General features: G+C 53.4%; 9 protein-coding genes. All 9 read left to right on the top strand.

The annotated features are described in order from the left end of the window. Positions 1–346 precede the first annotated feature (346 nt). The 9 genes from HY768_01845 (at position 347) to HY768_01805 (ending at position 8284) form a co-directional block, all read left to right on the top strand. Positions 347–724, top strand: coding sequence for a DUF559 domain-containing protein (locus HY768_01845; GenBank protein ID MBI4725964.1), 378 nt, complete (start codon positions 347–349; stop codon positions 722–724). 239 nt (positions 725–963) lie between these two features. Further along, the gene (locus HY768_01840) at positions 964–1197 is read left to right on the top strand and encodes a hypothetical protein (GenBank protein ID MBI4725963.1); all 234 of its coding nucleotides are present in this window, start codon (positions 964–966) and stop codon (positions 1195–1197) included. 2 nt (positions 1198–1199) lie between these two features. After that, entirely contained in the window at positions 1200–1457 is a 258-nt protein-coding gene (locus HY768_01835) for a type II toxin-antitoxin system RelE/ParE family toxin (protein MBI4725962.1), read from the top strand. A 37-nt stretch (positions 1458–1494) separates the two neighbouring features. Beyond that, complete coding sequence (fba, locus tag HY768_01830; protein ID MBI4725961.1) at positions 1495–2418, top strand: class II fructose-1,6-bisphosphate aldolase; 924 nt, start codon at positions 1495–1497, stop codon at positions 2416–2418. 376 nt (positions 2419–2794) lie between these two features. Next, entirely contained in the window at positions 2795–3154 is a 360-nt protein-coding gene (locus HY768_01825) for a four helix bundle protein (protein MBI4725960.1), read from the top strand. Positions 3155–3225: 71 nt separating this feature from the next. Then, positions 3226–3882, top strand: coding sequence for a cytidylate kinase-like family protein (locus HY768_01820; GenBank protein MBI4725959.1), 657 nt, complete (start codon positions 3226–3228; stop codon positions 3880–3882). Between the two features lie 513 nt (positions 3883–4395). Then, complete coding sequence (gene gap, locus HY768_01815) at positions 4396–5460, top strand: type I glyceraldehyde-3-phosphate dehydrogenase (protein MBI4725958.1); 1065 nt, start codon at positions 4396–4398, stop codon at positions 5458–5460. A 35-nt stretch (positions 5461–5495) separates the two neighbouring features. Beyond that, positions 5496–7868, top strand: coding sequence for a hypothetical protein (locus HY768_01810; GenBank protein ID MBI4725957.1), 2373 nt, complete (start codon positions 5496–5498; stop codon positions 7866–7868). 47 nt (positions 7869–7915) lie between these two features. After that, positions 7916–8284 (top strand): hypothetical protein, encoded by a 369-nt coding sequence (locus HY768_01805; protein ID MBI4725956.1) that lies wholly within the window; start codon positions 7916–7918, stop codon positions 8282–8284. Positions 8285–8419: the final 135 nt, after the last annotated feature.

The following is an 8419-nucleotide window of genomic DNA, read 5'->3' as shown; positions in this document are numbered from 1 at the left end:
GCGGCGGACTGAAAAAGGCGACAACCGCGTGCTGCGCGGCGGCAGTTGGAACAACCCTTCGACTTCGCTCAGGGCAGGCAATGCTAACAACTGCCGTTCCGCCAACCGCAACAACAACAACCCTTCGGCAATCTCAGGGTATAACCCCCGGCCGCTCCGCTGCCATAGCAGTCATACATGTGGCAGGCTTTGGCGTGCCGGCGACCCTCTCTTGGAAAATAAATAAGAAGGGGAGCAAGGGGATGGGCTTGAACTACTATAGCGCAAATAATCCAACTCAACCCCCGGCCCCTTCTCTTTAAAGAGAAGGGGAGCAAGGGGATGAGTTCTATTGATTATAAGAAGCATGAGTCTCAACATCAAAACAAAACTGGTGCCGCTGGCCAAAGCCCGTTGCCGTGAATTGCGCAAAAGGCAGACCAAGGCCGAAGAAATATTTTGGGATAAGGTAAGAAACAAACAATTTCAGGGGCTAAAATTTTACCGGCAATATCCGTTGTTCTTTGATCTCCTTGGCAAGGAAACATTCTACATTGCGGATTTTTATTGCCACACCAAACGCCTGGCGGTTGAATTGGATGGCAGAATTCACGAAAGGCAGCAGGAAAAGGATAGACTACGGGACGAAGTAATTGACGACCTTGGTTTAAAGGTCGTGAGAATTGCAAATAAAGATGTGTTGGAAGACAAAGAAGTAATGAAACGCATCAGTTCTGTTTTGTGAGGCAAAACCAACTTTACCCCCAGCCTTCTCTTGGACTTGTGCTGACCCTTCAATTTGCCAGGCAGGGCTGGGCTCAGGGTGACGGGAAGGGGTCTGGGGGTGCGTTTAATCCATATCAGGAGGATATATGCCGTTAGCCGGAACCCGCGAAATGTTCAAAAAAGCCTATGAAGGCGGCTACGCCGTTGGCCTTCAACGTCAACAACTGCCCATGAAAGACTAAACTACAGGAGAAAGACATGTCCTTAAAAACACTTAACAGCGCCGTTGCGCGTAAAAGCAGGCTGCCGGTGGGTTTGACTTTTGATCAAGTAGCCGAGGCCGTAAAAAGGCTGAGCGCGAAAGAACGGGGAAAATTCATTGAGAATTTGCTGGCTGCCACCAGCCCGGAGTATTTGTCCAGCATCAAGGAAGCCAGGGCCGACTACCGCCACGGCCGGGTCAAAAGCCATCGGGATGTCTTCGGCGGATAAGCATGACGCACAACTTGGTATATACGCGCAGAGCCTGCCGGGATCTCGCTGCGCTGGATAAAACGGCAATAGCGCGGCTGAAAAACGCGCTGGAGCATTTGGCGCAGTCTCCGGTCCAGCATTCTGAAAAATTGCACAATCCGGCCTTGGGCACATACAGGATGCGCACCGGCGATTATCGGGTGATATTCGACATCGAGGGCAATGATATCGTTATCCTGCGGGTAGGCCATAGGCGCGAGATTTATCGCCGGCCTTAAAAGCACTATAAAAATCTACAAATAGAGGAGGACTTCCATGCCGTTAGTGGGAACCCGCGAAATGTTCAAAAAGGCCTATGAAGGCGGCTACGCCATCGGGGCCTTCAACGTCAACAACATGGAACTGCTTCAGGCCATCGCCGACGCCGGGCACGAGGAGAAATCGCCGCTGATCCTGCAGGTCTCGTCCGGAGCCCGCAAGTACGCCCGGCGGGAGTATCTCACTCATTTAGTCAAGGCCGCGGTGGAGACCTATCCCGACCTGCCCATCGCCCTGCACCTGGACCACGGCGACAGCTTTGAGCTGTGCCAGGCCTGCGTCGACGACGGCTTCTCCTCGGTGATGATCGACGCCTCCCATTTCTCCTTTGACGAGAACGTCCACATCACCAAACAGGTGGTGGAATACGCCCACGCTCGCAACGTACCGGTGGAGGCCGAGCTGGGCAAGCTGACCTCCACCTCGGACGAACCGGGGGCCAGGGAATCGGTCTACACCAATCCCGACGAAGCCAAGAAGTTCGTGGAGCTGACCGGCTGCGATTCTTTGGCCATCTCCATCGGGACCTCGCACGGGGCCTACAAATTCAAGGGCGAGCCAACATTGGACTTCGAACGGCTGGAGAAGATCCAGAAATTATTGCCCAATTATCCCATCGTGCTGCACGGGGCTTCATCGGTACCTAAAAATCTGGTAGACATCTGCAATCAATACGGCGGCCAGCTGCCGGGCACCCGGGGCGTGCCGGAGGAATTTCTTTCCAGGGCGGCCAAGATGGCGGTCTGCAAGATCAACGTGGACACCGATCTCCGCATCGCGCTGACCGGGACCATTCGCAAGGTCTTCGCCGAGAGCCCCTCGGAGTTTGATCCCCGCAAGTATCTGGGCCCGGCCCGGGACGCGGTCAGGGAAGTGGTCAAGGGCAAGGTCAAGTTGTTCGGCTGCGCCGGGAAAGCTTAATTCAATTAACAATGAACAGTGAACAATGAGCAGGGGAAACAATTGCAATTAGCAATGAACAGTGAACAATGAGCAGGGGAAACAATTGCAATTAGCAATGAACAATGAGCAGGGGAAACAATTGCAATTAACAATGAACAGTGAACAATGAGCAGGGGAAACAATTGCAATTAGCACTGAACAGTGAACAATTATCAGGGGAAACAATTGCAATTAGCAATGAACAGTGAACAATTATCAGGGGAAACAATTGCAATTATTGCAATTAGCAATGAACAGTGAACAATTATCAGGGGAAACAATTGCAATTAGCAATGAACAGTGAACAATGAGCAGGGAACAGCGTGCAGCTATCAATTAAAGAGAGTAGTGATCAATGGAAAGATATAAAGATGACATTTATGGCAAGGCCTATGATTTTGCGGTTAAGATAGTGACAATTTACAAAACATTATGTAATTCCAAAAAAGAGTTTGTACTTTCCAAACAATTGCTGAGGTCCGGCACATCTATAGGTGCCAATGTCTCTGAAGCTAATGGAGCCATATCAAAAGCTGAGTTTTCGGCCAAGATGTCCATTGCCTACAAAGAGTGCCGGGAGACCAAATACTGGCTGAATCTGCTCAAGGATACCGGTTACCTGTCAATTGAGGAGCATAAAGAAATGTTTCCCAAAGCGGATGAACTGGGAGCCATGCTCTACCGGATCATTAAGACATCAAGAAGCGGCAAATAACGAAGGGGTTCTTCGATTTTCGTTGGTTGATTGCTCATTGTTAATTGTTCATTGAACAAGGAGGTATTGATATGCCAGTCATAACCATATCCAAACAGCACGGGGCCGGAGGCAAGGAGATCGCCCTGGCCCTGGCCCGGGGCTTAAGCTGCGAAGTGGTGGACAAATCGCTGATCATCAAAGTGGCCCAGCAGGCCCGGGTGGGCGCCGACCGGGTGGAAAGCTTTGACCAGGAGCAGTACAGCCCCATCGACAAATATTTAAGCGGGATATTTTTGGCCAACCCGGCCTTGTACGGCCCGGGCAGCTTTGATTTCCCCATGACCGGTTCCGCCGGTTTCACGGCCGACCAGGATTTCTTCAACGCCCAAAAATACCTGACCCTGACTCAGGCCCTGATCAAAGAGCTTTACCAAAAAGGGAATGTGTTGCTGGTTGGGCGGGGGAGCCAGGTGCTGCTATCCGATCAGCCAGGGTGTCTGCATCTCAGATTATGCGCGCCCCTGGAATACCGGATCAAGCGGGTGATGGAAAAGGCCGGGGTCAGCCAGAAGGAAGCCAGGGAAAAGATCGCTGCCCGGGACAAATCCAGGGCCTCCTACATCAAGGACTATTACCAGCGGGACTGGAACGACCCGGGGTTGTACCACTTGACCATCAACACCCAGCGGGTAGCGCCAGAGATCATCGCGGCACTGGTCAAACAAATGCTTAATAGTAAATCTTAACAATAAATACGTAGTTGATAAGTGGAACCCGTGGGTTATTCCTTAGCAAGGCTGGAACTTCAGATTCCTGATTCTCACTCAAAGGTATTTCCTTTCTCCGCTTTCTCTTTGAAGAAAAAGCTACAAAGAGAACTTTCGCTCAGCGCTGCTCTGATGGCAAAATATCCGGCTGCCTGAATGTCTTGACCGCGAAATGGGGTTAAGCAGGCAAAACACTCTTTTACCGCTAAAGCGGTAAAACCGGCAGCCTTTGTCAGGCAGCAGTGCTGAAAGCGAACCTGGGTTGGTCCCGGGAAATGGCCGCTTCAGCGGACGGGACCGGCAGAGTAGCCGTTAACCCCGCCATGGCAGGGAGGCCACGGGCATAGTGACCTGCCCGGTAGCTGCACGGCCGAGCTCTTTGGCTACTTCCTGGCGGTGCAGAAAGTAGCATTAAAAGAAAAGAAAATAGTGACTGTAGTTCAGAGAAAATGTAATATCAGTTCAATAATATTAATCAAAGGAGAAAATCTTATGGCGGTAAAAATCGGGATCAACGGATTCGGCCGGATCGGCCGCTTGGTCATCAGCGCCATGGCGGAACAGAAAATACTGGACAACCCGCTGGACATAGCGGCGGTGGTGGACGTTTCCACCGACGCCAAATATTTCGCCTACCAGCTGAAATACGATTCGGTTCACGGAAAGTTCCCCGGGCAGGTGTCCACCGAAAAGAGCGACCCGTCGTTGCCTGAGGATGACGTGCTGGTGGTCAACGGCCACAAGATCAAGTGCCTTATGGCCACCAAGGATCCCGCCCAGCTGCCCTGGAAGGATTTTGGGGTGGAACTGGTGATCGAGGCCACCGGCCTGTTCACCCATTCCGACAAGGCCAACGGCCACCTGCTGGCCGGGGCCAAAAAAGTGCTGATCACCGCACCCGGCAAGGGAGAGGTCAAGACCATCGTGCTGGGAGTCAACGAACAGGAATACGACCCGGCCAAGCATAACATCGTTTCCAACGCCTCCTGCACCACCAACTGCCTGGCCCCGGTGGTCCACGTTTTGATGAAAGAGGGGATCGGCATCGAGAACGGGCTGATGACCACCATCCATTCCTACACCGCCACCCAGAAGACGGTGGACGGGCCCTCCAAGAAGGACTGGCGGGGCGGCCGGGCCGCGGCCATCAACATCATCCCCTCGACCACCGGGGCGGCCAAGGCGGTGGGCGAGGCCATTCCGGCCGTCAAGGGAAAGATGACCGGGATGTCGTTCCGGGTTCCCACCGCCGACGTCTCGGTGGTGGACCTGACCTTCCGCTCCGAGAAGGAGACCTCCATCGAAGCCATAGACGCTCTGCTGAAGAAGGCCTCCGAGACCTACCTGAAGAACATTCTGGGATACGCCAACGAGGAGATGGTCTCCACCGATTTCATCCACGACCAGCGTTCCTCTATCTATGATTCTCTGGCCACCCTGGAGAACAACCTCAAGGGCGAAAAGCGGTTCTTCAAGATAGTCAGCTGGTACGACAACGAATGGGGCTATTCCCATAGGATCGCCGAGCTGGCCAAACTGATGGCGGAGAAGATGTAATAAACAACCAATATCCGCTGACATCCAAATAATCTATGAAAAAAATATTATCAATAATTATTTTTATTGTATTTGCCACAGGCTGGGTCTCGGCCCAGAAACTGCTGGTGATCCAGACCAACGTCGCCAACGGCTATTTGTATCCCTGCCGCTGCCCCACAGAGCCCAAGGGCGGGCTGGCCAAGCGGGTCACCCTGATCAAAAAGCTGGCCCGGGGGCAGTCCCAATTCCTGCTGCTGGACTCCGGCGACCTGTTGGGAATTGATTCCGATTGGAAAGGGGATTCCCTGATGTTCGCGGCCTACCGGGCCATGAACTACGACGCCCTGGCGCCGGGGGACCAGGAGTTTGCCCGGGGGATCAATAATTTCCTGAAACTGCAGCAGGAATTCGACCTGCCGTTCGTTTCGGCCAATCTGTTATACCAGGGAAAGAACCTGACCCCGGCCTACAGAATAGTGGAGTTGAAAACCCTGAACATCAAAGCGGCCCTGATTGGGCTGATCTCGCCCGACGCCTTCAGGTATTATCCCCAGGACAGTCTGCAGGGGCTGCAGATCAAGGACCCGGATTCAATCCTTCATTCAATTTTAGACAGCCTGAAGGATCGGGCCGACATTTTCATATTGGTCTCGCATCTGGGGTACGAAAAAGAGATCGAGACCGCAAAGAAGTTTCCCCAATTAACCCTGATCGTTGGGGGCCACACCCAGACCGAGCTGAAGACGGCCGACCTTTCGGCCGGGGTTCCCATCATCGAGGCCGGGGCCTCGGCCAAGAGCCTCAGCTATGCCTGGTTCCAGAAGCAGGGGGATAGGTGGCAGCACCAAAGTTCGCGGATGGAGGGCATCACCACCGATCTGGCCGACGACCAGAATATCGTTTCCATCGTGGGCCAGGCTCCACAGCCCAAACCCGTCAACGCCAACCCGGTTCCGGGCGATACCCGGCTGCAGGTGCAGCTCTTCGTGGCCCGGGACTGTCCGGATTGCGAGCAATTGAAAAAAGGCCTGTTCACCCGGCTGTCGCAGGAATATCAAACCCGGATGGTATTGGTCTATCGCGAGGTGGACAACCCAGCCGAGTATCAGATTCTGCTGAATTATGAGAAACAACTCAATGACAAAAATAACCAGATCCCGGCGGCGGTGATCGGAAACAGGATACTGGGTGGGGTGGAGGAGATAGAACGGGACCTGGAACGGCTGATCAAGGAAACGCTGGTCCGGCAAGCAATGGAGAAGCAAAAGCCACGAAGCAAGGCAACGGAACCGTCGTTGGATAAGCCAGACAGGCGGGCGAAGAAAACGTTGGAAATAGATACTATTGACAGCATTTATCTGGCTTTCGTTTCCAACGTTCGCTGCCCCAAGTGCAGCCGGGCCGAATACATGTTGAAGGCGCTTAAAACAAAATATCCAAACCTGGTCCTGGAAAAGATCGACGCGGGCTCGGATTCGGGCAAACTGATGAGCGAAGCCCTGGGCCTGATGTACGGCCTGCCCGGAGAAAAAAGGATGATCGCCCCCTCGGCCTTCGTGGGCCAAGATTGCCTGATCGGCGACGAAATAGACGACCAGTCGCTTTCCGATCTGCTGGCCAAATACAGCTCCGGCAGCGGCCTGGTTCCCTGGATGGAGGCTAAGGAATACCTGCCCCAGGCCAAACAGTCGGTGGTCAGCCGTTTCGCCTCCTTCGGACTCTGGGGGGTGCTGGGGGCCGGGCTTTTGGACGGCATCAACCCCTGCTCGCTGGCGGTGCTGGTGTTCTTCATTTCCTACCTGGCTTTTGTGGGGCGCAAACGTTGGGAGATACTGGCGGTGGGTTTTGCCTACACCCTGGCCGATTTCATAGTTTATTTCTTGATAGGAGTGGGCAGCCTGTCTTTCCTGATGTCTCTGAAGGCCTTGCCGGTGTTCAGCAAAATATTCTACTGGCTGGCCATAGTCGCCGGACTGGCGCTGGCCTTCTATAATCTCAAGGACTACTTAAAGGCCCGGAAGGGCGATTACTCGGGCATGGACCTGCAGCTTTCCACCAAGGCCAAGCAGCGGATCCACAAGGTTATTCGCGATAAGATGGGGGCTTGGGGGCTGGTCGGCGGGGCTTTCGGGGTGGGGCTGATCACATCCGTGCTGGAGTTCGCCTGCACCGGACAGGTCTATCTGCCCACCATCGCCTTCGTGGCCCAGATATCCTCGCACAAATACCAGGCCTACGGTTATTTGCTGTTGTACAACCTGATGTTCGAAGTGCCGATGATAGTTGCCTTCGTCATCGCCTTCTGGGGAGTGTCATCCAAGCGGATAGCCGGGTGGGCCCAGGCCTCGGTGGCCGGGGTCAAGCTTTTAACCGCCCTGCTGTTTCTGATAATGAGCGCGGCACTGTTGTATATACTGGTAAAGTAAACCTCTCCGGACAAAAACGAAATTAAAAAACAAAAACAAATAATAGCATGAACATCAAAACACATTTTCAAAAAGACTGGATCTATTACCTGGCCCTGGGAATGGCCGTTATCTCAGTCATCATTGACCTTTACAGCCCGAAGATGGCGCCCATGCTGGGCGCGGTGCTGGTATTCGCCTGCGTACTGGGCTATTTGAACGTCATAAAGCCAAGCAAAACCGCCGCCGCTTTGGGGTTTTGGATAGTAGCGATATATGTGGCCCTGGCTTTGCTGGAGATGATCCCGGCGCAGAAGAACAACATCTTCGTGTCGGTTCTTTCATTCATTCCGGCCTATCTGGGGGCCTATGCCGGGATGTGGGTCCGGACCAAGTTAAGGCGAACTCAACCCTATAACTTGACTAATAATCAATAGTGTGCAATAATAATGGGAAGTGGAATGTGAACACGCCATACGATTAAAATATAGCGCGCTTTTACCCGCTATGAATGAACGCCAGAGGCGCTTGTGGGCCGCTGCCGAAGCCAAAGCCATTGGACGTGGTGGTAT

The sequence above is a fragment of the candidate division TA06 bacterium genome (assembly GCA_016208585.1).
GTDB lineage: Bacteria > Edwardsbacteria > AC1 > AC1 > EtOH8 > UBA5202.
This window is presented reverse-complemented; position numbering and strand designations above follow the sequence as displayed.

Bases quoted from the DNA above. Each gene is read 5' to 3' on its own strand.
- HY768_01845 (MBI4725964.1), top strand. From the start codon at position 347: ATGAGTCTCAACATCAAAACAAAACTGGTGCCGCTGGCCAAAGCCCGT.
- HY768_01840 (MBI4725963.1), top strand. From the start codon at position 964: ATGTCCTTAAAAACACTTAACAGCGCCGTTGCGCGTAAAAGCAGGCTG.
- HY768_01835 (MBI4725962.1), top strand. From the start codon at position 1,200: ATGACGCACAACTTGGTATATACGCGCAGAGCCTGCCGGGATCTCGCT.
- fba (MBI4725961.1), top strand. From the start codon at position 1,495: ATGCCGTTAGTGGGAACCCGCGAAATGTTCAAAAAGGCCTATGAAGGC.
- HY768_01825 (MBI4725960.1), top strand. From the start codon at position 2,795: ATGGAAAGATATAAAGATGACATTTATGGCAAGGCCTATGATTTTGCG.
- HY768_01820 (MBI4725959.1), top strand. From the start codon at position 3,226: ATGCCAGTCATAACCATATCCAAACAGCACGGGGCCGGAGGCAAGGAG.
- gap (MBI4725958.1), top strand. From the start codon at position 4,396: ATGGCGGTAAAAATCGGGATCAACGGATTCGGCCGGATCGGCCGCTTG.
- HY768_01810 (MBI4725957.1), top strand. From the start codon at position 5,496: ATGAAAAAAATATTATCAATAATTATTTTTATTGTATTTGCCACAGGC.
- HY768_01805 (MBI4725956.1), top strand. From the start codon at position 7,916: ATGAACATCAAAACACATTTTCAAAAAGACTGGATCTATTACCTGGCC.